The sequence below is a fragment of the Haliea sp. genome (assembly GCF_041395985.1).
In the GTDB taxonomy this organism is placed as follows: domain Bacteria; phylum Pseudomonadota; class Gammaproteobacteria; order Pseudomonadales; family Halieaceae; genus Haliea.
In genome coordinates, this window is sequence record NZ_JAWKZJ010000002.1 from 100,001 (window position 1) to 124,312 (window position 24,312).

The 24,312-nt window shown below is 63.9% G+C and carries 24 protein-coding genes (1 of these 24 running past the window's edge); 14 read left to right on the forward strand and 10 right to left on the reverse strand.

The genetic code is table 11. From position 1 onward, the window contains the following. Positions 1-1,152: the 3' portion of a peptidoglycan DD-metalloendopeptidase family protein gene (locus tag R3E49_RS04015; protein ID WP_371293870.1), read on the forward strand. Its footprint begins 243 nt before the window's first position; 1,152 of the gene's 1,395 nt are visible here — the last part of the coding sequence; its start codon lies beyond the left edge, outside the window; it ends in the stop codon at positions 1,150-1,152. Between the two features lies 1 nt (position 1,153). After that, complete coding sequence (locus R3E49_RS04020) at positions 1,154-2,314, forward strand: anhydro-N-acetylmuramic acid kinase (RefSeq protein WP_371293871.1); 1,161 nt, start codon at positions 1,154-1,156, stop codon at positions 2,312-2,314. On the opposite strand, the gene erpA is transcribed toward R3E49_RS04020, so the two are convergent. The 4 genes from erpA to argC form a co-directional block, all read right to left on the reverse strand. Next, positions 2,307-2,660 (reverse strand): iron-sulfur cluster insertion protein ErpA, encoded by a 354-nt coding sequence (erpA, locus tag R3E49_RS04025; protein ID WP_371293872.1) that lies wholly within the window; start codon positions 2,658-2,660, stop codon positions 2,307-2,309. The genes R3E49_RS04020 and erpA overlap by 8 nt on opposite strands. A gap of 69 nt (positions 2,661-2,729) precedes the next feature. Next, positions 2,730-3,164, reverse strand: a complete 435-nt coding sequence (locus tag R3E49_RS04030; RefSeq protein WP_371293873.1) for a polymer-forming cytoskeletal protein — start codon at positions 3,162-3,164, stop codon at positions 2,730-2,732. After that, positions 3,151-3,936, reverse strand: a complete 786-nt coding sequence (locus tag R3E49_RS04035) for a DUF6776 family protein (RefSeq protein ID WP_371293874.1) — start codon at positions 3,934-3,936, stop codon at positions 3,151-3,153. The genes R3E49_RS04030 and R3E49_RS04035 overlap by 14 nt, the downstream gene beginning before the upstream one ends. After that, entirely contained in the window at positions 3,911-4,942 is a 1,032-nt protein-coding gene (gene argC, locus R3E49_RS04040; protein ID WP_371293875.1) for an N-acetyl-gamma-glutamyl-phosphate reductase, read from the reverse strand. The genes R3E49_RS04035 and argC overlap by 26 nt, the downstream gene beginning before the upstream one ends. 182 nt (positions 4,943-5,124) lie before the next feature. On the opposite strand from argC, the gene R3E49_RS04045 reads away from it, so the two are divergent. The 4 genes from R3E49_RS04045 to R3E49_RS04060 all read left to right on the forward strand — a co-directional run bounded on the left by R3E49_RS04045 (position 5,125) and on the right by R3E49_RS04060 (position 8,619). Next, entirely contained in the window at positions 5,125-5,544 is a 420-nt protein-coding gene (locus R3E49_RS04045) for a CopD family protein (protein WP_371293876.1), read from the forward strand. 97 nt (positions 5,545-5,641) lie between these two features. After that, entirely contained in the window at positions 5,642-6,922 is a 1,281-nt protein-coding gene (gene hemL / locus R3E49_RS04050) for a glutamate-1-semialdehyde 2,1-aminomutase (RefSeq protein WP_371293877.1), read from the forward strand. Positions 6,923-6,938: 16 nt separating this feature from the next. Continuing rightward, positions 6,939-7,946: a porphobilinogen synthase gene (hemB, locus tag R3E49_RS04055; RefSeq protein WP_371293878.1), complete on the forward strand. Its 1,008-nt coding sequence runs from the start codon at positions 6,939-6,941 to the stop codon at positions 7,944-7,946. Between the two features lie 10 nt (positions 7,947-7,956). Next, positions 7,957-8,619, forward strand: coding sequence for a delta-aminolevulinic acid dehydratase (locus R3E49_RS04060; protein ID WP_371293879.1), 663 nt, complete (start codon positions 7,957-7,959; stop codon positions 8,617-8,619). A gap of 10 nt (positions 8,620-8,629) precedes the next feature. Here the strand turns inward: R3E49_RS04060 and R3E49_RS04065 are convergent, their stop codons facing one another. After that, entirely contained in the window at positions 8,630-9,250 is a 621-nt protein-coding gene (locus tag R3E49_RS04065; protein ID WP_371293880.1) for a CoA pyrophosphatase, read from the reverse strand. Positions 9,251-9,330: 80 nt separating this feature from the next. Between R3E49_RS04065 and R3E49_RS04070 the strand changes: the two genes are divergently transcribed. Then, on the forward strand, positions 9,331-10,809 hold the full coding sequence (locus R3E49_RS04070) for an ATP-binding cassette domain-containing protein (RefSeq protein WP_371293881.1): 1,479 nt from the start codon (positions 9,331-9,333) through the stop codon (positions 10,807-10,809). Here the strand turns inward: R3E49_RS04070 and R3E49_RS04075 are convergent. Both R3E49_RS04075 and mrcB read right to left on the reverse strand, forming a co-directional pair. Further along, positions 10,806-11,243, reverse strand: a complete 438-nt coding sequence (locus R3E49_RS04075; protein WP_371293882.1) for a tetratricopeptide repeat protein — start codon at positions 11,241-11,243, stop codon at positions 10,806-10,808. The genes R3E49_RS04070 and R3E49_RS04075 overlap by 4 nt on opposite strands. After that, positions 11,243-13,522 carry a penicillin-binding protein 1B gene (mrcB, locus tag R3E49_RS04080; protein ID WP_371293883.1) on the reverse strand — a complete coding sequence of 760 codons (2,280 nt, stop codon included), beginning with the start codon at positions 13,520-13,522 and terminating at the stop codon, positions 11,243-11,245. The genes R3E49_RS04075 and mrcB overlap by 1 nt, the downstream gene beginning before the upstream one ends. A gap of 65 nt (positions 13,523-13,587) precedes the next feature. Here mrcB and R3E49_RS04085 point away from each other — a divergent pair, with 65 nt between their 5' ends. Beyond that, positions 13,588-14,586, forward strand: coding sequence for an adenosine kinase (locus R3E49_RS04085; RefSeq protein ID WP_371293884.1), 999 nt, complete (start codon positions 13,588-13,590; stop codon positions 14,584-14,586). 32 nt (positions 14,587-14,618) lie between these two features. Here R3E49_RS04085 and R3E49_RS04090 read toward each other — a convergent pair whose 3' ends face one another. Next, positions 14,619-17,003, reverse strand: a complete 2,385-nt coding sequence (locus R3E49_RS04090; protein ID WP_371293885.1) for a DNA polymerase II — start codon at positions 17,001-17,003, stop codon at positions 14,619-14,621. Between the two features lie 71 nt (positions 17,004-17,074). On the opposite strand from R3E49_RS04090, the gene R3E49_RS04095 reads away from it, so the two are divergent. After that, on the forward strand, positions 17,075-17,419 hold the full coding sequence (locus R3E49_RS04095) for a pentapeptide repeat-containing protein (RefSeq protein WP_290741780.1): 345 nt from the start codon (positions 17,075-17,077) through the stop codon (positions 17,417-17,419). Positions 17,420-17,426: 7 nt separating this feature from the next. Here R3E49_RS04095 and R3E49_RS04100 read toward each other — a convergent pair whose 3' ends face one another. Beyond that, positions 17,427-18,464: a DUF2333 family protein gene (locus tag R3E49_RS04100; RefSeq protein ID WP_371293886.1), complete on the reverse strand. Its 1,038-nt coding sequence runs from the start codon at positions 18,462-18,464 to the stop codon at positions 17,427-17,429. Between the two features lie 28 nt (positions 18,465-18,492). Continuing rightward, complete coding sequence (locus R3E49_RS04105; RefSeq protein ID WP_371293887.1) at positions 18,493-18,960, reverse strand: copper chaperone PCu(A)C; 468 nt, start codon at positions 18,958-18,960, stop codon at positions 18,493-18,495. Between the two features lie 154 nt (positions 18,961-19,114). Here R3E49_RS04105 and R3E49_RS04110 point away from each other — a divergent pair, with 154 nt between their 5' ends. From R3E49_RS04110 to prmA, 5 genes are all read left to right on the forward strand, one after another. Further along, the gene (locus R3E49_RS04110) at positions 19,115-20,851 is read left to right on the forward strand and encodes a protein-disulfide reductase DsbD family protein (protein ID WP_371293888.1); all 1,737 of its coding nucleotides are present in this window, start codon (positions 19,115-19,117) and stop codon (positions 20,849-20,851) included. 233 nt (positions 20,852-21,084) lie between these two features. After that, positions 21,085-21,528 (forward strand): type II 3-dehydroquinate dehydratase, encoded by a 444-nt coding sequence (gene aroQ, locus R3E49_RS04115; protein WP_290741788.1) that lies wholly within the window; start codon positions 21,085-21,087, stop codon positions 21,526-21,528. Between the two features lie 25 nt (positions 21,529-21,553). Then, positions 21,554-22,021, forward strand: a complete 468-nt coding sequence (gene accB / locus R3E49_RS04120; protein ID WP_290741790.1) for an acetyl-CoA carboxylase biotin carboxyl carrier protein — start codon at positions 21,554-21,556, stop codon at positions 22,019-22,021. A 43-nt stretch (positions 22,022-22,064) separates the two neighbouring features. Next, positions 22,065-23,417: an acetyl-CoA carboxylase biotin carboxylase subunit gene (accC, locus tag R3E49_RS04125; protein WP_371293889.1), complete on the forward strand. Its 1,353-nt coding sequence runs from the start codon at positions 22,065-22,067 to the stop codon at positions 23,415-23,417. Beyond that, positions 23,417-24,310 (forward strand): 50S ribosomal protein L11 methyltransferase, encoded by an 894-nt coding sequence (gene prmA / locus R3E49_RS04130; protein WP_371293890.1) that lies wholly within the window; start codon positions 23,417-23,419, stop codon positions 24,308-24,310. The genes accC and prmA overlap by 1 nt, the downstream gene beginning before the upstream one ends. Positions 24,311-24,312 lie beyond the last annotated feature (2 nt).

A 24,312-nucleotide genomic window follows, 5' to 3' on the forward strand; every position in this document is an offset into this window, starting at 1 on the left:
CTCGCCGCCGCACCGGCGCAGCCTGAATGGCATGAAGAGACGGTGCGCCGCGGCGACAATCTCTCTCTCATTTTCAAACGCGCGGGTTTCAATTCGTCGCACGTACACCAGGTGGTCAATGAAGCGCCGGAGGGCAAGGCACTGTCCCGTATTTATCCGGGGCAGACCATTGCGTTCCTGACGGCGGAAGACGGTGGCCTGCAGGCAGTGCGTCATGTCATTTCCCCGCTGGAGTCGGTTACCTACCAACGGGGCTCGGCGGGTTTTGAGACCGCGCGGGAAATCCGCCAGACCGACATACAGGAAACCTGGGTGAGCGCGGAGATCACTTCCTCGCTGTTCATGGCCGGTCAGGACGCCGGCCTCTCCAGCGGCCTGATTATCGAACTTGCCAACATCTTCGGCGGTGTCATCGATTTCGTGCAGGACCCACGCAAGGGTGACACCTTCCACGTCATCTATGAAGAAGTGCTGCTCGACGGCGAGAAATACCAGGACGGGGCCATTCTCGCCGCCTCCTTCACCAACCGGGGAAAAACATACAACGCCTTCCGGTTTGAGGACAGTGATGGCCACGTAGCCTACTACAACGAAGACGGCATCAGCATGCGCAAGGCCTTCCTGCTCGCGCCTGTCGATTTCACCCGTATCAGCTCCAACTTCAACCCGCGCCGTCTGCACCCGATCTACAAGACCACGCGCCCCCACCGCGGCACCGACTATGCTGCACCAACGGGCACGCCGGTGTATGCGGCCGGCGATGGCAAAGTCATCAAATCCGGCTTTACGCGGGCCAACGGGAACTACCTCTTCCTGCAGCACGGCGACCGCTACGTCACGCGCTATCTGCACCTCCACCAGCGCAAGGTGAAGCAGGGGCAGCGCGTAACACAGGGGCAGGTGATCGGTTCCGTGGGGTCCACCGGGGCAGCCACCGGACCACACCTTCACTACGAGTTCCTGATCGACGGGCAGCACCGGGACCCACGCAAAGTGCACCGTGAATTACCTAAGGCGAAAACACTGGCGGCGGCAGAACTGCCGGCGTTCCGCAGCGCCATCGCGGATTCCTCTCAGCAGCTGGCGGGCCTGCAGGAAGACCGCCGCCTAGCCATGCGCAGCAACGACCGTAGCGCTTCGCCCGCGCCCTGAGGTGTCTGGCGGCGCACTCTGCATAGGGCTCATGTCCGGGACCAGCATCGACAGCGTCGATGCGGTCCTGGCCCACATCTCGCACCACGGCCACGAACTGCAGGCCACGCTGGAACACCCCATCCCCCCCGGTCTGCGCCAGGCCATCGCCGACATCAGCCAGCCGGGTAACAACGAAATTGAGCGCATGGGCGTACTGGACCGCCAGCTGGGCGAGCTGTTTGCCGATGCCTGCACGGCACTGCTGGACCATGCCGGTGTACCGGCGTCCGATGTGTTCGTGATTGGCAGTCACGGCCAGACGATCCGCCACCGCCCACCCTCTGGAGGCAATGCCATCGCCTACACGCTACAGATTGGCGACCCCAGTACCATTGCAGAGCGCACCGGCATCACCACCGTGGCCGACTTTCGGCGCCGGGATGTGGCCGCCGGCGGAGAAGGTGCCCCGCTGGCACCTGCCTTCCACGCGGCAGCATTTGCCAGAGCCGGCGTGAACCGCGCTGTGGTCAATATCGGCGGTATCGCCAACGTCAGCCTGCTGGTTGGCGAAACGCTGCTCACCGGTTTTGACACCGGTCCGGGAAACACGCTGCTGGATCAGTGGGTACACCACCACCGGGGGGAGCGCTACGATCGTGATGGCGCGTGGGCAGCGGAAGGGGCCGTCGACCCGCAGCTGCTGGCGCGCATGCAACAGCACCCGTTTCTGGCGCAGCAGGGCGCGCGCAGTACCGGCAAGGAAACCTTCCATCTGAACTGGCTGACTCGCTGCCTTGCCGGGCTGACAAACCTGAATCCACAGGATGTGCAGGCGACACTCGCCGACTTCACGGCACAATGCATCGCCGACAGTATTCTCGGAAGCGCCGTGCCCGTGGACGAGATCTACGTCTGCGGGGGCGGCGCCTACAACACAGACCTGATGCGCCGCCTCTACCAACGACTGGCGCCAGCGCGGCTCACCACCACCGCGGAACTGGGCCTGGCACCGGAATGGGTGGAAGGTGCTGCCTTTGCCTGGTTGGCATGGCGAACGCTGAACAACCTGAACGGCAGCGCCGCTGAAGTCACCGGCGCAGCAGGTGCTCGGGTACTGGGGGGCATTTACCCGGGGGCCACGCGCTCGGGTGCCGGCGCAACGCGGCTTTCAGCTAGATAGAGAACGACGCTCCGCAGCCACAAGTGGTCGTGGCATTCGGGTTGTTGATCACAAAGCGAGCGCCCTCGAGGCCTTCTGTGTAGTCCACCTCCGACCCGACGAGATACTGGAAACTCATGGGGTCCACCAGAACGGCAACGCCCTCCCGCTCAATCACGGTGTCGTCTTCCGCACTGGTGTCCTCAAAGGTAAAACCGTATTGAAAGCCCGAGCAGCCGCCGCCGGTAATATAGACGCGCAGCTTGAGCGAGGGATTCTCCTCTTCTTCTACCAGCTCTCGCACCTTGTTGACGGCGCGGGCGGTCAGATTGATCCCGGCGGGATTGAATGCTTCGGCTACCGACATACCTTTCTCCGGGGTATCGCGTTTCCCCGCAATGATTTCCAGTGCACCATTATGGTAAGTCCGACTATTTTAGTCAACTTTAGCCGCGGGTGCCTGCAACGCCGCAGCGTTGCTGCCAGCGTCATCCGGGTCCGCAGCCGTCTCCATGCAGTGCAACAGGCGGCCATTTACTTCGGCACCGGCGGCCATTTCGATGATGTGGTAGTGGACATCCCCCGCGACCCGGGCCCGGGGCGCCAGTTCCAGGTGGCTCGTGGCATGCACGGCGCCCTCCACGGAGCCATTGATCATAACCCTCGGCGCGTGGATCTCACCCTGGATGGAGCCGGCTTCGACCAGACGCACCATAGCGTCGCTCCCCGGGGCTGCAAGCACGTCCCCGACCACTTCACCCTCGATCTCCAGGTTGCCACTGAAGTGCACGTTACCGATGATCCGCGTCTCACGTGAGATCAGGGTTGTGCCGCCAGCGACCGCCGATGTGCCGCGCTTATTTCCCAACATGCGTAAATCTCTCCTGAACCTGCCACGGGTACTGCTCGCGCACTTCTGCCTTGCGCGGCGCCTTGACCGTTGCCACAACGCTGATGGCCTGAGGCTCGAAGCCTTCAGGCAACACCAGGTCACCTTCAATCGACTGAAAATAGCGGAACCGCAAGGGTAGCAGGCGATGCTCGATGTCGGGACTCAGGTCAAACAGCGGGTAGCTGCGGACCTTGCCTGCTTCCTGGCCGGTAATCTCGGCATACAACTCGCCCTGCAGGGTGCTGTGCTTGCGCGCCTCCTGCTGCGCCACAATGCGAAATCCGTAGCGCCCGGGCTCGTCGCGCGGCACCAGCTCTATGGCACGCAAGCTGAACCCCTGGGCGATTTCCCCCGGCGTCATCAGGCTGCGGTAAAAACGCACACCCTCTTCCAGCCCGGCAATCAGTTCCTTTTGCTCAGCCAGTTCCTGACGCACCAGCTCCAGCGCAGCGCGGTCCACCTCGTGTCGCGCAGCCAGTACACCCACCTGCCGATTCAACTCGGCGTTCTCCGCCAGCGCAGCGCGCATTGCCCTGCCCTGCTCGCGGTATTTTACAGGGTCGATACCGGAACCGCTGAACGCCGCCTGGCGGCCCAGCAAAAAGCCCACGAGAAGCACCAGGGATGCTGCGAGCGCCAACCCCAGCACCACGAACTGATGGTGCCGGACATGGTAGCGCCGTACAACTGTGCGGTAGCGCTCCGCGCCGCTGCTCACAGGCGCCTCAAGGCAACAGACCCACCTGCTCAAGGCCACGGGTTTCCTGCAGTCCGAACATGATATTCATGCACTGCAGTGCCTGCCCGGACGCACCCTTCACCAGATTGTCGATAGTCGACATCACCACCACGGTGTCGCGGCCCTGGGGCACGCTGATGGCGAGCTGACAGCGGTTGGCTCCCTTCACGGTGCGCGTTTGCGGGAACACGCCCGGCGGCAACACGTCGACGAAGGGCTCCGTGGCATAGTACGCTTCAAACAGGGCCTGCAGATCGGCGGCGGGCTCCTGCAGCCGCGCGAAGAGCGTCGCGTGTATACCGCGCACCATGGGCAGCAGGTGCGGCACGAAAGTGACCGACACCGGGCCCGCCGCAACCTCCGTCAGACCCTGCTCTATCTCCGGCAGGTGGCGGTGGCCGCCTACGCCATAGGCTTTGAAGCTACCCGCCACTTCGCTCAGCAGGTTATCGACTTTTGCCTGGCGTCCTGCGCCGCTGGCGCCCGAGGCGGCACTGGCAATCAGGCTTGCGGGGTCGACCTTGCTCGCCGCCAGCAGCGGCAACCAGCCCAGCTGGATCGCCGTGGGGTAACAGCCCGGGCAGGCCAGCAGCTGTGCGTCGCGAATCTTTTCCCTGTGCAATTCGGGCAGGCCATACACGGCTTGCGCCAGCAGTTCGGGGCTGGCGTGTGGCTCGCCATACCAGCGTGACCAGAGTTCGGCATCGCGAATCCGGTAATCCGCCGACAAGTCGATAATGCGCGTACCCGCGGCGAGCAGGTCCGGCACCATATGCATCGCTACGTTATGGGGTGTGGCAAAGAACACGACATCGCAACCCGCCAGCAAGGCCACGTCCGGCTCTTCGAACGCGAGGTCATAGATACCGCGCAGGTTGGGGTAGAGCTCATCCACCCGACGCCCCGCCTCGGCACGGGAGGTGATCGCGACCACCTCGACATCTGCATGAGACGCCAAAAGCCGCAACAACTCGACCCCGGTGTAACCCGTGCCGCCCACAATACCTGCCCTGATCATTCACCCTCCCAAGACCACAACACAACATCTGCCTGAGCACAGGCCGCCTGATCGCAGGCCGCCTGAACGCAGGCCGCCCGATCGCAGGCCGCCCGCGAACATCGTAGTATAAGAGCAAATTCAGTGCAGATAACTGTTAATATTCGCCCGTCACCCCACAGCGACCGACGGATTGCACCTGCATGCTCTGGCTAAAAGCGTTTCATCTGATTTTCATGGTGTGCTGGTTTGCCGGCCTGTTCTACCTGCCGCGCATTCTGGTGTACTTTGCCGCCAGTCAGGATGCCGCGACGCGCGCGCAGCTGGCCGTCATGGCGCGCAAGCTGTACCGCTTTGTCACCCCGTTCATGTTCCTGACGATTGCCTTCGGGCTGGCGCTGGTCGCCAGCAACCCGGGCTACTACCTGGCCAGCGTGTGGCTGTGGGTGAAGCTGGCGGGGGTCGTCGGCCTGGTCCTGTATCACCTGCAATGCGGCCGCTATGTGCGCGAGGCGAACGCCGACAGCAACCGACACGGCCACGTGTTTTACCGGTTCTTCAACGAAATTCCCGTGTTGTTTCTTTTCGCAATCATCGTTCTGGCGGTGGTGAGACCGCTTTGACGGAAGCCGGGCAGGGTTGGCTATACTGCGCGCGAAACGTGATAATCCGCAGCCTCGCCACACAGTACAGCGCGAAACCGGACCAGGAACCCACTTCATGAGTACATCACAGCAACTCTTCGAGCGCGCCCTGCACCATATACCCGGCGGCGTGAATTCTCCCGTACGCGCGTTCAAGGCCGTGGGCGGCACGCCGGTATTCATCGACAGCGCAAACGGCGCCTACCTTTACGACTGTGAGGGCAAGCGCTATATCGACTACGTGCTCTCCTGGGGCCCCATGCTCATGGGCCACAACCATCCCCATGTGCGCGAAGCCGTGATCAGCCAGGCGGCGAAGGGGTTGAGCTTCGGCACCCCGACGGAACTGGAAATTCGCCTCGCCGACCGGATCTGCGAAATCATGCCAGGCATGGATATGGTGCGCATGGTCAACTCCGGAACCGAAGCCACCATGAGCGCCATACGGCTGGCTCGCGGTTTCACCGGGCGTGACACCATCGTGAAGTTCGAGGGCTGCTACCACGGGCACTCTGACTCCCTGCTGGTCAAGGCCGGCTCCGGAGCGCTGACCCTCGGTGTGCCGAGCTCACCAGGCGTACCGGCGGCGCTGGCAGATCACACCATGACACTGACCTACAACGACAGCGAGGGCCTCCGCCGCGCCTTTGCCGAGCACGGCGACGCGATCGCCTGTGTCATCGTCGAACCGGTCGCGGGCAACATGAACTGCATCCCCCCGCAACCGGGCTTTCTGGAAACGCTGCGCGAGGTATGCAGCGCACACGGTAGCCTGCTGATACTCGATGAAGTCATGACCGGTTTCCGCTTCGGCCTGCAGGGCGCACAGGGTTTTTACGGCATTGAGGCAGACCTCACCTGCCTGGGCAAAGTCATCGGTGGCGGCATGCCGGTAGGCGCCTTCGGTGGCAAGCGCGATATCATGGAGCACATTGCACCGCTGGGGCCGGTGTATCAGGCCGGCACGCTCTCGGGTAATCCCATCGCCATGGCCGCAGGCCTCGCGACCCTGGAGGTGATTTCCGCGCCGGGATTCTATGAAACGGTGTTTGCCCGCACCACCGCGCTCTGTGAGGGACTCGAACAGGCGGCTGCCAGCGCCGGGGTGCCGTTTACCACCAATCACGCCGGTACCATGTTCGGCGGATTCTTCACCGATGCTGACCACGTCAGCAACTACCAGCAGGTCATGGCCTGTGACAGCGCAGCCTTCAACCGCTTTTTCCACCTGATGCTGGATGCTGGCGTCTACCTTGCCCCGGCATCTTACGAGGCAGGGTTCACATCGGCAGCCCATACCGACGATGACATCGAGCAGACCGTGGCGGCAGCGCGCAGCGCATTTGCCAGCCTCTGAACGGAGAAACGCGCCCATGTTCCAGAGTTCTCGTGGCCCCTTTCCACAGACCCGCATGCGCCGCTTGCGCGCGCACGCCTTCTCCCGCAGGCTGGTGCGTGAACATGCGCTCAGCCCAGCCGACCTGATTTATCCGGTGTTTGTACTGGAGGGTCGTCAGCAGCGGGAAAGCGTGGCGTCCATGCCGGGGATTGAACGGCTCAGTGTCGACCTGCTGACAGATCTCGCGCGCGAGGCCCATGATCTTGGCATACCCGCCCTCGCCATATTCCCCGTGATACCGGCAGAGCGCAAAAGCCTGCGGGCCGAGGAGGCCTGGAACCCGGACGGGCTGGTCCAGCGCACCGTAAAGGCGCTGAAGGACGCAGTACCGGAGCTGGGGCTTATCACAGACGTGGCGCTGGACCCCTATACCACGCACGGGCAGGACGGCATCATTGACGACAGCGGTTACGTACTCAACGACGTTACCACCGAAGCACTGGTACAGCAGGCGCTGTCTCACGCCGAAGCCGGTGCCGACATCGTGGCACCTTCTGACATGATGGACGGGCGCGTCGGAGCGATTCGCAACATGCTCGAGCAGCACAGCCACCCCAACACCCTGATCATGGCCTACGCCGCAAAATACGCATCGGCGTATTACGGTCCCTTCCGGGATGCCGTGGGTTCCGCGGGCAACATCAAGGGCGGCAACAAGTACAGTTACCAGATGGATCCGGGCAACAGCGATGAAGCGCTGCACGAGTGCGCCCTCGACCTCGCCGAAGGCGCTGACATGATCATGGTGAAGCCGGGCATGCCCTACCTCGATATCGTGCGCCGCGTGAAGACGGAGTTGCAGGCCCCCACCTTCGCTTACCAGGTGAGCGGCGAATATGCCATGCACATGGCGGCCTTCCAGCAAGGTTGGCTGGCACAGGAGCCGGTGATGCTGGAGTCACTGCTGGCCTTCAAGCGCGCCGGCTGTGACGGCATACTGACCTACTTCGCGCTGCAGGCGGCACGCGCCCTGCAGGACTAGGCGGGCTGTCGTGAGACGCTACGCAGTGCTGGCCAGCATCACGCTTTCCCTGCTCGCCACCCTCACCTTCGCCGACCCGGGCAAGGCAGACGACGAAACGGCCGAGAACAGTACACCGGAAGCATCCTGCCTGTGTCTCTGGGAAGGGAGTTTTGCCGACGTGCAGGACCGGGCGGACCTCGTCGCTGCCGTTACCGTCACCGGCGGTAAGGGTAATTCGGTCGACCTTGCCGTCGACAGCATCCTGCGCGGGCGCGAGTACAACCAGAGCATCAGGTTGTGGCTGCAGGCACGCGACTACTGCCGCCCGGACGCCACCGAGTTTTCCGCCAACAGCCGCTGGGTGATGGCACTCTACCGCATCACCGAACAGGTACCCGGCGGCTTCGACCCGATGACGCCGAATATCAGCTACGGCAGGCTCGGCGACTATTACCTGTCCAGCTGCGGTGGCTACTGGTTGCAACGCCATGATGACCGGGTCACGGGTAACCTGGTCGATGCGCCGCGCTGGGAGCGCGAGCCCAAAATGACGCCCGTGTTGCTGGACCTCCTTGCCGCCTATGTTCGCGGCGACATCAGCCGGGAGGCGTTGCGGCAGGCCAGTCGCGAGGACCCCGCCCTGCGTGAGCTGATGCTGGATACCAGCGAGTTCCTGCGCGAGGCACAGTAACAGGCCCGGGCTAGCGCCTGCGCCAGCTGCGACGTCGCTGACTGCCACCCTCGATCAGGTCCATGAGTTCATCCAGCATCGCCAGCGACAGGCCCCAGATGCGGTATTTGCCGAAGTGATAGCAGGGCATGTTCAGGGTGATGCGGTTGCGCTGCCAGCGCATCGTGTCGCGATTGGCATTGTCGAGCAGAAACTCCAGCGGCACCCAGACCACTTCGGCGACTTCGTAATTGAGCTGGAAATGCAAGCTGCGATCCACACGAAAGACAAAGGGGCTGACCGCCATGCCGAAGGTTCCGCGGTGCGGTCGCGCGTTAAGGTCGGACAGACGGCCAATGCAGCGACCCTGGCGCGCGAGGTCAAGCCCCACCTCCTCCCGCGTTTCGCGCAGCGCAACTGCGTAGCCATGGGCATCACCTGGATCCATGCGGCCACCGGGGAATGCCATATGCCCAGACCAGGGATCCCCCTCCCTTTCTGCGCGCTTGATCATTAGAATGTGCAGCTCGCCCTCTCGTACCTGCAAGACTAACGCTACCGCGGAGCGTTTCATCAACGGCCGCAACCAGGGCCGCGCGGGCCGATGCGCGGCCAGGCGGCTTTCGATCATGTGCAGCAGAGAGACAGACACCGGCGGATTCCTGCAGACTGGCATGTGATTAAGCCAGCCAGGGTAGAACATGACAAGCCGCCTCCTACCAGGATAACCGCATGACCGCGACACAGACCCTGTTTGAACTGCGCGATATCAACCTTGTATACCGTGCTCGCCCGGCACTGAGGCAGCTCAACTGGAGCGTGCCTGCCGGTCAGCACTGGGCCTGCGTTGGGCCCAACGGCAGTGGCAAAACCAGCCTGGCACGCATACTGAGTCACCAGACCACTCACTTTTCGGGCGACTACCACAGCTCGGAACCGCTGCTGACCAGCGGTGTCGCCTACGTGTGTTTCGAACAGGCGCAGGCGCTGTGCGCTCGCGACCGCAAACTGGATGACTCCGAGTACCGCGCCGATGCGGCCGACCCCGGTACGCGGGTTCGGGACGCGATACTCGCAGGGCAGGAGGCCGACGAGCACTTTCTCGCGTGGGTCAGCCGATTGGGCATGGAGCATATCCTCGACCGCGGCCTGCGCTACATCTCCACCGGTGAAATGCGCAAGACGCTGCTGGTACGTGCGCTGCTCAGCAACCCCGCGCTGCTGATTCTCGACAACCCCCTGGACGGCCTGGATCACGCCAGTCAGCAGGCGATGAATGATGCCCTGGGAAGCCTGTTGCAAGGGCGGCGGAACCTGATCATCCTCTGTCGCCAGCTGGAGGACATTCCAGCGGGCGTACACCGGGTTCTCGTGCTCGATGAAGGGCGCGTTGTCTGCCAGGGCAGCCCCGCCGAGGTCCTCGCGCGCGACGACGTGCTGCGCCTGATGGCGCCTCCCCTCCCACCGCTTTGCGAACTGCCACCGCCGGCGCCACGCCCCTACCATCTGCCCGACGGCCCGCTGCTGGAGCTGCACGATGTGGCGGTGCGCTATGGCGACCTGACCGTGCTGCAACATCTCAACTGGCGCTTCGACCGCCACCAGCACTGCTGTGTATCCGGACCCAACGGCTGCGGCAAGACCACCCTGCTCAGCCTGATCACCGGGGACAACCACAAAGCCTACGGACAGGACATCACCCTGTTCGGTCGCAAGCGTGGCAGCGGCGAGAGCATCTGGGACATCAAACAGAAGTACGGTCAGCTGGACACCCAGCTGCAGCTGAACTTCGCGCGTTCCATGAAGGTGGTCGAGGTCGTGGTGTCCGGTTTTTTCGACAGCGTCGGGCTGTTTGACAACTGGGGCGACGTACAGCGCCGCGCCGCAGAGGCCTGGCTGGATGCACTCGGCGTCGGCGAACTGGCGATGCAGAGCTACGACACCCTGTCCTTCGGACTACAGCGGATGGTCCTGCTGGCCAGGGCGATGGTGAAATCGCCGCTGATCCTGCTGCTGGATGAACCGACCCTGGGTCTGGATGGCAATCACCGGAGGCGGTTGCTGCAGGCCATTGATCACATTGCGCGTCACAGCGACACACAGATCATCTTTGTCAGCCACTCGGCGGGCGATATACCGGACTGCATCAATCAGCAGCTGCGCTTCGAGCCCGCTGCAGACGGCTTTCGCGTAGTCTGCGAAAACGCCTAGCGCGCCAGGGCGCGCAGAGCCTCGCACTCGCTCTGGCTCCTGCAGTACAGGGTGCCGCGGGCCGCAGTGGCGCGCGCCTGTTCCATTTGCCCCTGGGCGGCGTAGGTTCGCGCCAGCTCAAGGTAGATTTCAGCGCTATCCGGGTCGATGCGCTGGGCGCGTTCCAGCAAGGACAGGGCGCCATTGTAGTCGCCCTGCGCGCTGGCGGCGCGCGCTTTACTCACCAGGCCGCTGTACGCGGCCACGGCGTTGGGCTCCCTGGCGGGCGGGGGCTGGGGCGCGACAGGCGGCTGCTTCTGCTGGGTCACCACGCCGGGTTCGGGGCGTGTTTCGATCGGCGCAGGTCCCTGCGGGGGCGAGTAGATGGTGCAACCGGATAGCGCCAGCAGCAGCACTGGCAGGGCGCTGCGTGGCAGCCGGGTGGCGATGGGCATCAGGAATTCCCCCCGAAGAGTGACTGGAACCAGTCGCGGATGGTGCTGCTCTTGCTGCCACCGCTGCACTGGCTGCGCTGGCGTGGCTCGGACCCGATCACGAAGGGCATCAAACGGGCGCCGGGGCAGCCCTCGCCGGTCACATAACCGGTGGCGCTGTCTATCCATTGGGGCTGCATGTCTTCAGGCATGCGGTACCCCAGTGAACGCTGGCTCGCGTTGGCCATGAAGTGGGACCAGATCTTCAGGGCGCCCGTACTGCCGGTGAGCCCGGTCGCGCTGTTGTCGTCGCGACCGACCCAGGTGACCGCCAGCAGGTCGCCGGAGAAACCGGCAAACCAGGAGTCACGCCCCTCGTTGGTTGTGCCGGTCTTGCCCGCCGCCTGGAAGCTGTTGTCGAGATACGCATAGGCACCCCGCCCTGTTCCCTCGCGCAGGACCTCGCGCAGCGCATAATGCAGCAGGTGCATTGCCTGCAGGCTGACGGTACGATCGTATTCCAGTGGGTAGCGGCGCAGCGGCTCCCCGTCTGCATCGACAATCTCGCGAATACTGCGCAACGGCATGCGGAAGCCACCCGCGGCGATGGTCTGGTACATCGCTGCCATGTCCATGGGTGAGTATTCCCCAGCGCCGAGTGTGAGCGCCGGCACCTCCGGGATGTCACCCTCCACGCCCAGCCGGCGCAGCATGTCGGCAACCCGGTCGATGCCGAGATCCAGGCCCAGGCGGGCGGTGGCCAGGTTATAGGAATTCGCCAGCGCGCGATGCAGCAGTACCTGCCCATGGGCCTGCCGGTCAAAATTGCGGGGCTCCCAGACGTCCCCGTTTGGCCCGGGCACCCGCAGCGGGGTATCCGCCAGGGGTGTGGCCAGCGTATAGCGACGCGGCTGTTCCAGCGCCGCGAGGTAAACAGCCGGCTTGAGCAGGGAACCGGCGGGTCGACGGGCGTCGAGCGCCCGGTTGAAACCGGCATAGCGTACCTGCCGACCACCCACCAGCGCCGCCACTTCGCCGCTGTCGAAACGGGTGACCACCGAGGCCGTTTCCAGTTTACCGGTGCCGTCGACCTGCTTCAGAATCGCCGTGCTGCTGCGCTCCATCTGCCGCTGCAGCAGGGGGTCAAAACTGGTAAAAATGCTGAGGCCAAGCGTGGTCAGGTCTTCATCCCGATACTCGAGGCGCAACTGCCGCCGCACCAGGTCGAGAAAGGCGGGGAAGCTGTCGCGAATGCCGTCGCGGTTGTTGAGATCGAGCGGCATGCCCTGAGCGACGGTCGCCTGCTCTCTCGACACCAATCCCTGCTCGACCATGACATCCAGCACGACATTGCGTCGGGATCGGGCGCGCTCGGGATTGCGCAGCGGATTGTACAGGGAAGGCCCCTTGATCATGCCCACCAACAGCGCCTGCTGGTGCAAACCCAATTGCTGCAGCGGCCGGTCGAAGTAGTGCAGCGAGGCCAGGGCAAACCCGTGAATGGCGCGCGGCCCCTCTTGCCCAAGGTACACCTCATTGAGATAGCTTTCGAGGATCTGCTCCTTGCTGAAGTGGAGCTCCAGCAGCACCGCCATCACCACTTCGGTGAGCTTGCGCACGATGGTGCGCTCCGGCGTCAGGTAATAGTTCTTCACCAGCTGTTGGGTAATGGTGCTGCCACCTGCCACCACCTGCCCGGAGCGCAGGTTGCTGAGCGCCGCACGGGCAATACCGGTCAGCGAGAATCCCCAGTGGTCATAGAAGCGCTGGTCCTCTACGGCCAGCAGCGTTGCGCGCAGGCTCTCGGGCACATCTTCCAGCCGCACCAGAATGCGGTCTTCACCGTGGTGTGGATAAATGCCGCCGATCTGTACCGGATCCAGCCGCATCAGATCGATGGTGCCCTGGGCGTCGCGCAACACGGCCACGCGATCGCCCTGCACTTCCAGCCGCACCAGCCGCGGCGGCTCGCGCTCCCCGGGGAAGCTGAAGCCCCGGGTATACAGGTCGAAACGATTCCCCGCGCGGGACACCTCACCGGGGCGCCGCGCCGCAGCCTGCTTGCGATAGCCCAGCACCTCCAGCTCCCAGGCGAGGTCATCGGCCGACAGGGCGGCACCGGCGAACAGTTCCAGTGGCCGGGCATACACCTTGGCCGGCAACTCCCACATCTTGTCGGTGAATGTCGACGTAATCCGCACGTCGAGGTACACAACCACCAGCAGGCCTGCAGCGCAGGCCGCTAGAAACAGCTTCAGGAATGGGCGACGGGTTCTGGCCATGGGGGGAGTGTAGCGCACACCCGCTTTCATTTGACTGGGGGATCGGGATAATAGCCGCCTGAACTGGAGGGAGCCACAGGCAGATGAAGAAATACACGATCTACGGCATGGGTGCAGCCCTGGTCGACACCGAAATCCAGGTGCAGGACGCTGAACTGACCACCATGGGGGTCGACAAGGGCCTGATGACACTGGTGGATGAGGCCCGTCAGGCTGAGCTGCTTGGCCTGCTGCAAGGTCACCTGGTAAAGGCCAGTCACGCCAGCGGTGGCAGCGCCGGCAATTCGATGATCGCTGCCGCCCAGTTCGGCGTGCCGACCTACATGACCTGCAAGGTCGCCGACGATGCCGACGGCGCCATCTACGTCAGGGACCTCGAGCAGGCGGGTGTGGCGCACAATATGGCGCAACGGCCGCAGGGCACTACCGGCAAATGCCTGGTGCTGATTTCGCCCGATGCCGAACGCAGTATGAACACCTTCCTCGGCATCAGTGAAACGCTGTCCGTACACGAGCTCAATCCTGCCGCACTGGCCGACTCAGAGTACCTGTATATCGAGGGGTATCTGGTCACCTCGGACACGGGGCGTGCAGCCGCCATTCGCGCCCGGGAGCTGGCCGAAGCCGCGGGTGTGAAGACGGTACTGAGCTTTTCCGACCCGGGCATGGTGGAGTTCTTCCGCGAAGGCCTACAGGCCATGATCGGCACGCAGGTGGACCTGGTGTTCTGCAACCGGGACGAGGCCCTCTGCTGGGGCGACACCGACGACCTGAACACCGCCATGGAACGTCTGAAACCGATTGCGCGCCGCTTTGTCGTGACCTGCGGCGCCGCTGGCGCACTCGCCTGGGATGGCGTCACCCTGAACGAAATCCCCCCACACCGGGTACAGGCGGTGGACAGCAACGGCGCCGGCGACATGTTTGCGGGCGCATTCCTCTATGCCATCGGCCGCGGCGAGGACTACGCCACCGCCGGCCGTTTCGCCAGCCTTGCCGCGGGACGCGTGGTTGCCAACTACGGACCACGACTCCCCGCAGCCGACTACCCCGCCCTGCGCGCGGAGTTTTTCGGCGACTGAACGTCGCTGCGACATGCGGCTGCCCGGCAGGTTTAGAACAGGTCCATCTGGCGCCCGGTAACCGCCGCAAAGGACGTGTCGAGAAAACCGAGTATGCCGTCCACCACCGGCGCCAGCTGCCGCTCCAGATAATGCCCGTAATCGAGCGGCGCCCGGGGAGCGGCGGCCGGCTCGGGTCCCGAGGTCGTCATCACGTATTCCACCCAGTCGCCCCGCGCCGGAGGCGACAGGCCGTGGTCGGCATAGCGACGCGCGGCTTGCACATGGGGCGGCACATTGCGCTCATAATCCATCAGGCGACGGCGCAGCCGCTTGCGGTACACCAGATCCCCATCGTGCTCACCTGCCAGCACCGCCGCTACCAGCTGTTGCAGCCACAGGTCCCAGGGCTGGTCGAGAAATACGCGCCGGTACAGTTCCTGCTGACAGTCGCGTGCGAGCCTGGTCCAGTCCGTGCGCACATTCTCCAGGCCCTTGAACACCACATGCTCGGCTGCCCCCGTCCCCACCAGGCCGGCGTAGCGCTTCTTTGAGCCTTTCTCCGAGCCGCGAATGGTGGGCATGAGGAACCGCCGGTAATGCGTTTCGAATTCCAATTCCAGGACACAGTCCAGGGCGAACTCGTCGCGCAGCTGTTGCTGCCACCAGCGGTTGAGATCGCGCTGCAGGATACGCCCCGCGGCCTCCGCCGCTGCGTCATCGGCGGCATCAGCAATCCACACGAACACGGAATCCGTGTCGCCGTAGATCACCTGATGGCCCAGGGACTCAATGCGCTCCCGGGTACGCAGCAATATCTCATGCCCGCGGCGAGTGATACTGCTGGCCAAACGAGCGTCGAAGAAGCGACACCCCGGGCTGCCGAGCACCCCATAGAACGAATTCATGATGATCTTGATCGCTTGCGAGAGCGGTGCATCCTGCGCCTGCTTGGCCGCGTCCCGCCGCCGCCAGAGCGTCTCAATGAGGGCCGGCAGAATGTGCCCGCGGCGCGCAAAGCGAGCGCCGGCAAAGCCCGGCACCGATGCCCCCTGCCGGGCATCGGCAAGGCCCAGGGCGAGGCCCAGCGGATCGATACAGAAGGTGCGAATGATACTGGGATACAGACTCTTGAAGTCGAGCACCAGCACGTGCCGGTAAAGGCCAGGACGCGAATCCAGCACGACGCCGCCCGGACTCGGCTCCTGATCGCGCTGCGGGTTGGGTGCAACAAAGCCAGCGCGGTGCAGCCGGGGCAGGTACAGGTTGTCGAATGAGGCAACGGAGCCCCCGAGCCGGTCCGGGTTGAGCCCCGTCATGACAGTGCGCGCGACGGCGAAGTCGAGCAACCCCGTGTGGGCGAAAATATCCGACACCAGCTCACAGTCGCGCAGGTTGTACGCCGCCAACCGTGCCTTGTCCTCCTGGAACAGGCGGCCGATTTCTTCGCCGCGCCCGGCACCCTTAAGCAGCTTGCCGGTACCGAGCAACTCGTGCGCCACGGCATCCAGAGCGAAGCTTTCGAAGCGGTAGAAGGCAGCGCGCAGCAGTTCAATGCCATCAATCAGCAGGCGCCCCGTCAGTCGCGCGGTGCGCCGCTCTCCGTCCTCATCCAGTGTGCGCCAGTGTACTGTGGTGCCGGCGCGACCCAGACGCAGTGGTACACCCAGGGCATCCGCCAGTCGCTGCAGGTACCAGGTATCAAAATTCACTACATTCCAGCCAACCAGCACATCCGGATCGACCTCGGCAATGAAGTCAAGGAAACGTTCCAGCACCGCGCGTTGCGTGGGCAGCGCTTCAACCTGCTCCCCGGCGTCGCAGGCGCCCAGCATGAAAACGCGTCGCAACTGCTGGCCGGCGGAATCCCCTGCTGCAGGTGTCACGTGCACGGCAATCGAATACAGCTGCAGGCCTTCCATGGCCGTTTCAATGTCGAAAGAGGCCATGGTCAATTGCGGACGCAGTGCCGCGGGACGCAGCTGTGGGTTGCGCATATAGCCGTGACCCGTTCGCTGCTCCAGTTGACCCGCCAGTTGGGCGCCCCCGGTGATGAACCGCTCCATCAGGTAACGATCGGCCGGATTGATGTCCGCCTCCAGCGGGTCCGCGCCGCGCTCCAGCAGGCGGTCAGCGAGCGCTCGGGACTGCCGGTAGCCGGTACTGTAGACACCCACCACGGGCTGCATGGCGAAATTGCGCAGACTCAGTGGCTTGAGCTCCACGCCGGCCTGCAGCGCCAGTAGTGCACGCTGCTGCTCCGCCTCCGGAGCGGCGAGAAAGAACACCGCACGCTCACCCTCGATCTCCACCTGCACGGGACCGCGCGCTGTGGCAAACCAGAGCTCAACGACAATGCCACCCTGGCTCTCACGCCACTGCCGTGTGAGCAGAAAACCAGCCAGTTCCACCGACTCCGGCGCCGACGTGCTAGGCATATCGCTGCAGGTGCCTTAAGCTAACGGACATAACACCGACCGGACCATGCCCGCCTCCCTGGAAGATCACAATGAGCAAACCTGAAATCAAGCAAGACCCGCTCTACCAGCTGCTGCGCAATGAAGATATCAAAGGCTTCAACGAACAGCGCGATGTACTGGACACGGGCGAACTGCGCAGTGGCGATTACCGCGGCCGAGACCTGCGCAACATGAATGCGCGCGGCCTCGATTTCAGTAACTCCTATTTCCGCAATGCGGATCTCAGTGGTATCGACTTCCGCGAAACCAACCTGGAAGGCGCCAGCCTGCTCGACGCCAAACTGTCGGGGACCTACTTCCCCGAGGCCATCAGCGCGGACGAGATCCGGCTCTCGCTGGATACCGGTACCCGGCTGCGCTACGACCGCAAGTAGTACCCCGCTAGCCCTGGGCGAGCAAATCGCGCAGGTCGATCATGGCCGTATTGGCGCGGCTGATGTAGGACGCCATGACCAGCGAGTGGTTGGCCAGCAGGCCGAAGCCACTGCCGTTGAGAATCATGGGGCTCCACACCACGTCCTGGGTGGCTTCCAACTCGCGAATAATCTGCTGCACGCTGACCTGCGCGTTCTTGTTGGCCAGTACGTCCGCGAAGTCCACTTCGACCGCTTTCAGGAAATGAATCAGCGCCCACGCGGTACCACGTGCTTCAAAAAACACGTCGTCGATCTCCAGCCAGGGGGTGCTGACCAGCATCTCGGCCGGGGCCGGTGTTGACTGCCGCGCACTGCCGTCGCCCGCCAGATCCGTATTCAGGCGACGCTGCCCCACGCTGGCGCTCAGCCGCTGGGACAGGCTGCCCAGGCGGGAACTCACGGTCGCCAGCCAGTAGCGGAGGTTGTCAGCACGGGCGTAGAACTGGGCATCGCTGTCGTTATCATCTTCCAGGCGCGCGAGATAGCTGTGCAGGTGGTTCACGCCATCCCGGTACTGGGCCTCGGTTGTCGGCAGGATCCAGCTGTCGGAATTGAAGTTGAGCTGCGGCTCCGCAAGTGCCAGGTCCGGGTCTTCCCGCGACTGGGATTGCGAGCGACTGAAGACCTCGCGCAGGGCGCGTGCCAGATCACGGGACTGTATCAAGACCCCAAACTCCCAGTTGGGGAGGTTGTCCAGCCAGAGCCCGGGCGGGGCCACATCGTTACTGAGGTAGCCACCGGGCTTCTCCAGCAGGGTTTCCACGGCGCCGATCAAGGCTGCCGTGGTGGTGGAACCCACGGCGACCTGGCCGCCCGTTCGCGTGGAATAGCTGCTAGCACGCTCCGCGACATCGAAGGGCGCGGGCGTCAGGCTCCAGTAGGCACCCACGAGCACGGCCAACAGCAGGTACACCAGCACTGTGCCACCCAGACGCCGCGCCCAGACGCCACCGGGCAGCGCGCTATCACGCCAGTTGGCGATGCGATCCTGCAATTCTGTCATGGTTGTTCACTCCCTGGCGCAAAGGCCGTCAGTGGTGCTGGTGGTCGTGATGGGCTGCGGGGGCAGCATCACGACGGGTCTCCGCCGTGGTGCACAGCGGCGCGCCGTCGATCGTCAGGCACAGCTCCACCGCATCGCCCACTGCTGGCATGGTGTCCAGGTCCAGCAGCATAAGGTGCAAACCGCCGGGAGCGAAGGACACCGCAGCGCCAGCCGGCACCCGAACCTCAGACTGTTCTTCCATGCGCATCATGCCCTCGCTCTGCAGGGTTTCGTGCAGCTCCACGCGCCCGGCGATGGGCGTGCTGGCGCCGCTGATGACAACCGCTTCAGCGCCGGCGTTACGCACCGTCAGATAGGCCGCGGTACGCGTCTGGGTCGGCGGCAGTGCGCGCACCCAGGCCCCCTCGAGCACCACCTGAGCGGCCGCAGTCTGAGCCAGCGGCAGTGCGAGCACAGCCAGAAACAGCGCAGAACGATAACTCTTTTGGCTCACCCTTTTTCTCTCCTGCAATGAAACTATCACGATATAGAAGGCTCAGATTATAACACTTGCGCGCAGCGCCGGTTGGCGCCATTTCGTTGGGCCGCCCGCCGCAGGCTGCTACAATCGCGACGCGGCACAAGCCGTTACCCTACAAGGATTGCTCATGCGTTTCGTGCTTGCCAGCCTGCTCTGGTTGTACAGCAGCCTGGTGCTGGCCCAGTTTCCCACCGGCACATCGGGGTCGAACCCGTTCGCACAACCCGATTTCCTGCCGGTGGAAGAGGCGTACCAGCTTGCTGTGGAGCCCACGGACGATGGCCGCGTAAGGCTTTACTGGCGAATCGCGGAGGGCTACTACCTCTACCAGCACGCCTTCGATTTCCGTCTCGAGCGCGGCGGTGAGTCCCTGCAGGTCAGCGCCGAGGTGCCACCCGGGCTGGCGCGCAGTGACGAATTCTTCGGCGATGTGCAGGTTTACTACAACGAGGTTGAAGTACTGCTGCAGGTCCGGGAACCGCCCGGCTTTGCCCGCCTCAGCGTGCAGTCACAGGGCTGCGCGGACGCCGGGCTATGCTACCCGCCGCGCACCGAAGTCTTTGACATAGACTTCGGTACGGGCCAGGCCAACCCGGTCGCCCAGGCACCGGTCGCCGCGACTGCCAGCCTGCCTGCCGCCGGTGCAGGCCTGTCGACCCTGCCCTACATGCTGCTGCTGGCGTTCTTCGGTGGCGCCATCTTGAACCTGATGCCCTGTGTATTCCCTGTGCTCTCGCTGAAGGTCCTCGGGTTTGCCAATACCGGTCGACATGAACGCCTGCACCACGGCTGGCTGTACACCCTGGGGGTTATCGCCAGCTTCCTGGCTGTTGCCGGCGTACTGATCGCCCTGCAGACCGCGGGGCAAGCGGTGGGCTGGGGGTTCCAGCTGCAATCCCCGGGCTTTGTCATTGCGCTCGCCTACCTGTTTCTGGCCATGGGGCTCTCGCTGTCCGGTATGGTACAGCTCGGCAGCAGCGTGATGAACCTGGGCGGCAGCCTGGCCGAGCGCCAGGGATCGGCGGGCAGCTTCTTTACGGGTGTACTGGCGGTGGTCGTGGCCAGTCCCTGCACGGCGCCGTTCATGGGCACTGCACTGGGTTTCGCGTTGACCCAGCCCGCGCTGGTGTCACTTGCCATCTTCTTTGCCCTCGGGGCGGGTATGGCAGCGCCAATGTTACTGCTGAGCTACAGCAGCCGGGCCCGTGACTGGCTGCCGCGGCCCGGTGTCTGGATGGAAACCCTGAAGCAACTGCTGGCCTTTCCGCTCTACGCCACAGCCATCTGGTTACTGTGGGTTGCCGGACGCCAGACCAGCGTGGATACCATGGCGGCCGCCCTCAGCGGTGGCCTGCTACTGGCGCTGGCACTGTGGTTGTGGCAGGGAGACACCTCGTCTGGCCGGACGGCACGCAGGGTACTCGCGCTCGCCAGCCTGGCGGGGGCACTGGCGCTGGGACTCTGGCGCATACCCACAGGCCCGGACACAGTCGCAATCGGGGTCGGTGACGCATCGGCCTGGTCAGAGGAACGAGTGGAGGAGCTGCGCCGTTCGGGTCGCCCGGTTTTCGTCGATGTCACCGCAGACTGGTGCATCACCTGCATCGCCAACGAGCAGGGCGTGCTCTACACCGAGGCGGTGCAGGCTGCGTTCCGGGCACACAATGTCGCCTTCCTGGTGGCAGACTGGACCAACTATGATGCCGATATCGCCAACTACCTGCGCAGCCACGGCCGCTCCGGTATTCCCCTGTATGTGCTGTATCCAGCCGACCCCGCGGCGGCACCCGTGCTCCTGCCCCAGGTACTGACACGCAACGGGGTTATCAGCTCGCTGGAGAGTATTTCGGCAGATAAAGGCTAGATCCCGCTGATATCCTCGCGGTTTGCCGGAAATATGGCTGTTTTCGCGCAACTTCAGCCATCTCGCCTATTTCGCGGGCTTCTGTGTCGCCATCTCCCGGAAATGGGAAAAATTCGCCTAACTGGCGGCTAACATCCGCTATTTTCTAAAAAATCCTGCTCATTGATGGACAGCCACGGATTTTTCAGCCAGACTTTGCCGCAATGGGTCAAAAAACGCACAGGCGAATAACCATGGCCACCATTCTGGTACTGCACGGTCCCAACCTCAACCTCCTGGGGGAGCGTGAACCCGCCGTTTATGGCCACACCACCCTGGCCGACATTGACAGCCGTCTGACCCACGTTGCCACCGCGCAGGGACATCACCTGCTCGCCATGCAGAGCAACGCGGAATACGAACTCGTGGAGCGCATCCACGATGCGCGGCGCGAAGGCGTGAACTTCATCCTGATCAATCCGGCGGCGTTTACCCACACCAGCGTCGCGCTGCGGGACGCCCTGGCTGCGGTGGCGATTCCCTTTATCGAGGTGCACCTGTCCAACACCCACGCCCGAGAGCCCTTTCGACAGCACTCGTATTTCTCCGATCTGGCGGTCGGCGTGATCTGTGGACTGGGTGCACACGGCTACGAACTCGCTTTACTGGCCGCCCTGCGGCAACTGGAACAGCCCTGAAACGAAAACCAGAGAGAGCCCTGTCATGGACATTCGCAAAGTTAAAAAGCTGATCGAATTGCTGGAAGAGTCCAACATCGATGAGATAGAAATCAAGGAGGGGGAGGAGTCTGTGCGCATCAGCCGCAACAGCGCGCAACCCCTGATGGCGGCCTATGCACAGGCACCAGCCCCTGCTGCGGCTCCGGCACCCAGTGCTCCAGCGGCGACCCCTGCACCCGCGGCAGAAGCGGCAGCGCCCAGCGCACCGGTACACAGTGGCAAGCTCATCACCTCGCCGATGGTGGGCACCTTCTACCGTTCCCCCTCGCCCACGTCGCCCGCGTTCGTCGAAGTGGGCCAGAGCGTGAAGGTAGGCGATGTCCTCTGCATCGTCGAAGCCATGAAAATGATGAACCAGATCGAAGCGGACAAATCCGGCACCATCGAGGCCATCCTGGTCGACAACGGTGAGGCAGTTGAATTCGAGCAGCCTCTGTTCTCCATCGTCTGACACAGCCACCGGCGCCTGCGCGCCGCAAGCAGAGGAATACATCATGGCCAAGCTGGAAAAGGTTCTCATCGCCAATCGCGGTGAGATCGCCCTGCGGATTCTCCGGGCCTGCAAGGAGATGGGCATCAAGACCGTGGCGGTCCATTCCAAGGCGGATCGCGAGCTGATGCACGTGCGCCTCGCCGACGAGGCGGTCTGCATCGGCCCCGCAGCCTCCACCGCAAGCTATCTCAACGTACCCGCGATCATCAGCGCCGCGGAAGTCACCAACGCGAGCGCCATCCACCCCGGTTACGGGTTTCTGGCCGAGAATGCGGACTTTGCCGAACAGGTAGAGAAGAGCGGCTTCATCTTCATCGGCCCGAAAGCCGACACCATCCGTCTCATGGGCGACAAGGTGTCGGCCATCGAGGCCATGAAAAAGACCGGTGTGCCCACGGTTCCGGGCTCCGATGGCCCCCTCACCGATGACGCCGAGCGCACGCTGGAGATTGCCCGGCGCATCGGCTACCCCGTGATCGTGAAGGCTGCCGCCGGCGGTGGCGGTCGCGGCATGCGGGTTGTGCACAATGAAGCGGCCCTGCTGAACTCGGTGCAGCTGACCCAGGCCGAGGCAGCGGCCGCCTTCGGGTCCGGTGTCGTCTACCTGGAGAAATTCCTGCAAAAACCCCGGCATGTGGAAGTGCAGGTCATCGCAGACGGGCAGGGCAACGCCATTCACCTGGGGGACAGGGACTGCTCGCTGCAGCGCCGTCACCAGAAGGTACTGGAAGAGGCGCCTGCGCCCGGTGTCGACGAACACCTGCGCGCCCAGGTCGCCGAGGCCTGCGTCAACGCCTGTATCGAAATCGGCTATCGCGGTGCCGGCACCTTCGAATTTCTCTATGAAGACGGTGGTTTTTACTTCATCGAAATGAACACCCGGGTACAGGTGGAGCACCCGGTGACGGAAATGATCACCGGCATCGACATCGTGCGCGAGCAACTGCGCATCGCCAGCGGCCTGCCGCTGTCGGTCACCCAGGAACAGGTAGTCTTTCGCGGCCACGCCTTCGAATGTCGCATCAACGCCGAAGATCACCAGACCTTCATGCCCTCGCCGGGCAAGGTCACCACGTTCCACGCACCCGGCGGTCCCGGCATCCGCGTCGACTCACACCTGTACGATGGCTACACCGTACCGCCGTTCTACGACTCCCTGATTGCCAAGATCATCAGTTACGGTGAGAGCCGCGAGATCGCCCTGGCGAGGATGCGGCAGGCCCTTGACGAACTGGTCATCGAGGGCATCCGCACCAACACGGCACTGCACCGGGAATTGGTGCGGGACCGCTCCTTCCAGGCTGGCGGTGTGAGCATTCACTACCTCGAAAGCAAGCTGGAAGACTGGAGCTAGTGAGCTGGCTACAGCTGCGACTGGACACCAGCCCGACGCTCGCCGCTGCCCTTGAGGAACAGCTGCTGGCGGCGGGTGCAGTGGCGGTGACCATGGAAGACAATGCCGACCAGCCGGTGCTGGAACCCGGCGTGGGGGAAACCCCGCTCTGGCAACACATACGCCTGACCGGCCTGTTCCCCGCAGACACCCACATGCCGTCGGTGCTGGAACGCATCCCGGACACACTCCTGGAGGGGTGCAACCAGCGGGTGGAAATCCTCGAGGACAAGGACTGGGAGCGGGAGTGGATCAGCCATTACCAGCCCATGCGCTTTGGCGAAAAACTGTGGGTCTGCCCCAGCTGGATCGACCCGCCGGATCCGGACGCCGTCAATCTGCTGTTGGACCCGGGGCTGGCCTTCGGCACCGGAACACACCCCACCACGGCGCTCTGCCTTGGCCAGCTCGACCAGCTGCCGCTGCGGGGCCACACCCTCGTCGACTACGGCTGCGGCTCAGGCATCCTCGCGGTGGCGGCACTCAAGCTCGGCGCCGAACGCGCCCTGGGGGTGGACAACGACCCGCAGGCGCTGGTCGCCAGCCGCGACAACGCCCGGCGCAACGGCGTTGCAGATGAACGCTTCAGCGTCACTCTGCCGGATGCCGCCACCAATGCCGCCTGGCAGGGCCAGGCGGATGTTGTGGTGGCGAATATTCTTGCCGGGCCACTCGCGGAGCTTTCGAATACCCTGCTCAGCCTGCTCAAACCGGGCGGCACCCTGCTGCTGTCAGGCCTGCTCAACAGCCAGGCGGCGGCCCTGTGCGAGCACTACGCGGCGCGCATCAAGCTCACCGTGGCTGGAGAGCGCGAGGACTGGGTGTGCCTGCGCGGCGAGCTGTCCCGGGCCTGAGC

Excerpts from the sequence above, each read along its gene's own strand:
- erpA (WP_371293872.1), bottom strand. The coding sequence starts at position 2,660 with ATGTCGGTAGCCGAAGCATTCAATCCCGCCGGGATCAATCTGACCGCC.
- R3E49_RS04085 (WP_371293884.1), top strand. The coding sequence starts at position 13,588 with ATGAAGAAATACACGATCTACGGCATGGGTGCAGCCCTGGTCGACACC.
- R3E49_RS04045 (WP_371293876.1), top strand. The coding sequence starts at position 5,125 with ATGCTCTGGCTAAAAGCGTTTCATCTGATTTTCATGGTGTGCTGGTTT.
- R3E49_RS04100 (WP_371293886.1), bottom strand. The coding sequence starts at position 18,464 with ATGACAGAATTGCAGGATCGCATCGCCAACTGGCGTGATAGCGCGCTG.
- hemB (WP_371293878.1), top strand. The coding sequence starts at position 6,939 with ATGTTCCAGAGTTCTCGTGGCCCCTTTCCACAGACCCGCATGCGCCGC.
- R3E49_RS04070 (WP_371293881.1), top strand. The coding sequence starts at position 9,331 with ATGACCGCGACACAGACCCTGTTTGAACTGCGCGATATCAACCTTGTA.
- accC (WP_371293889.1), top strand. The coding sequence starts at position 22,065 with ATGGCCAAGCTGGAAAAGGTTCTCATCGCCAATCGCGGTGAGATCGCC.
- argC (WP_371293875.1), bottom strand. The coding sequence starts at position 4,942 with ATGATCAGGGCAGGTATTGTGGGCGGCACGGGTTACACCGGGGTCGAG.
- R3E49_RS04095 (WP_290741780.1), top strand. The coding sequence starts at position 17,075 with ATGAGCAAACCTGAAATCAAGCAAGACCCGCTCTACCAGCTGCTGCGC.
- accB (WP_290741790.1), top strand. The coding sequence starts at position 21,554 with ATGGACATTCGCAAAGTTAAAAAGCTGATCGAATTGCTGGAAGAGTCC.
- hemL (WP_371293877.1), top strand. The coding sequence starts at position 5,642 with ATGAGTACATCACAGCAACTCTTCGAGCGCGCCCTGCACCATATACCC.
- R3E49_RS04030 (WP_371293873.1), bottom strand. The coding sequence starts at position 3,164 with ATGTTGGGAAATAAGCGCGGCACATCGGCGGTCGCTGGCGGCACAACC.
- R3E49_RS04090 (WP_371293885.1), bottom strand. The coding sequence starts at position 17,003 with ATGCCTAGCACGTCGGCGCCGGAGTCGGTGGAACTGGCTGGTTTTCTG.
- R3E49_RS04075 (WP_371293882.1), bottom strand. The coding sequence starts at position 11,243 with ATGCCCATCGCCACCCGGCTGCCACGCAGCGCCCTGCCAGTGCTGCTG.
- aroQ (WP_290741788.1), top strand. The coding sequence starts at position 21,085 with ATGGCCACCATTCTGGTACTGCACGGTCCCAACCTCAACCTCCTGGGG.
- R3E49_RS04110 (WP_371293888.1), top strand. The coding sequence starts at position 19,115 with ATGCGTTTCGTGCTTGCCAGCCTGCTCTGGTTGTACAGCAGCCTGGTG.